The organism is Vibrio sp. Vb1554 (assembly GCF_033344235.1).
Map to the genome: position 1 here is coordinate 1 of NZ_JAWPOJ010000347.1, position 1142 is coordinate 1142.

General features: G+C 46.1%; 1 protein-coding gene and 1 pseudogene. Both read right to left on the minus strand.

Translation table 11 applies throughout. The annotated features are described in order from the left end of the window. A partial coding sequence (locus R8N28_RS26185; RefSeq protein WP_318183780.1) for an efflux RND transporter permease subunit occupies positions 1-561 on the minus strand: 561 nt, incomplete at its 3' end. After that, positions 561-1142: pseudogene (gene vmeE / locus R8N28_RS26190) on the minus strand (multidrug efflux RND transporter periplasmic adaptor subunit VmeE); the annotation flags it as partial. The gene R8N28_RS26185 and the pseudogene vmeE, both read right to left, overlap by 1 nt.

Consider the following 1142-nt stretch of genomic DNA (forward strand, 5'->3'; position numbering starts at 1 on the left):
TTTCACGTACATGACTTTGTACAAACCGCCAGAGAGATCGATAGAACTCACACCCGTGATCAAACTGAAACGATCCATCAGAACACGCTCGGCATAATCCGTCAGCTGTGTGCGGTCCATTTCAGAAGAACTTAGATTGATGTAAAGGGACGCTTCACCCGAACCATTGTTCTTGTAAACAATTGGGTCATCTGCTTCATCAGGTAACGAGCGCTGAGCACGAGCAACGGCGTCACGCACATCACTCACCCCAGTATTCAGATCGTAACCTAACTCAAAGGTGATCGTGATGCGTGACATGCTGTTACGAGTGGTGGAACTGATTTCATCAATGCCACTGATCCCAGAAATCTGATCTTCCAATACGGAGGTGATTTGGCTTTCAATAATGGTCGCCGACGCGCCTTCATAACGCGTGCTGATAGAAACGACTGGGCTCTCAATATCAGGCATTTCACGAACAGCTAATTTGGTGAATGACACAAAGCCAAATACACACAACAGCATACTCAGAACTAACGCCGCGACAGGGCGTTTAACTGAAACGTCGGAAAGTAACATTAGTTTTCTTCCTCAGCCGATTCACTGTCATTGCCTGTCACATCCGCAGTGTTAGCTTTGAGTGGCGCGACAATTTCTTTCACTTCAACGCCATCACGCATGTTAACAATACCTTGAACAACGATCTTGTCACCAATCTCAACGCCAGATTCAATCACTACTTCGTTGTCGACACGCGCACCCAGCAACACCTCTTGGCGAGTCGCTTTGTTGTTTTCATCAATTAAATATACAAAGCGTTTAGTGCCTGAGTATTCAAGTGCTTGAACAGGAATGATCGGCGCTTTAATAGCAGGAAATGCCAGTGAAGCGTTCATCAACATGCCCGGTTTCAATTGGTTTTCTGGGTTATCAAACTCAATGCGCACGCGCAAATTCAATGTCTCTGCACTGATTCTGGTATCAATACCAGTGACTTTCCCAGAAAAACGTTGTTCACCCCAAGCACTGGTCTTCGCGGCAACTTCCATTCCAACTGACAACATCGACAAATAACGTTCTGGAATTTGTAAATCCAACTCCATGACCGACAGATCGTCTAATGTCAGAAGCTCAGTTCCTGCGCTAACCCTTTTCCCGCG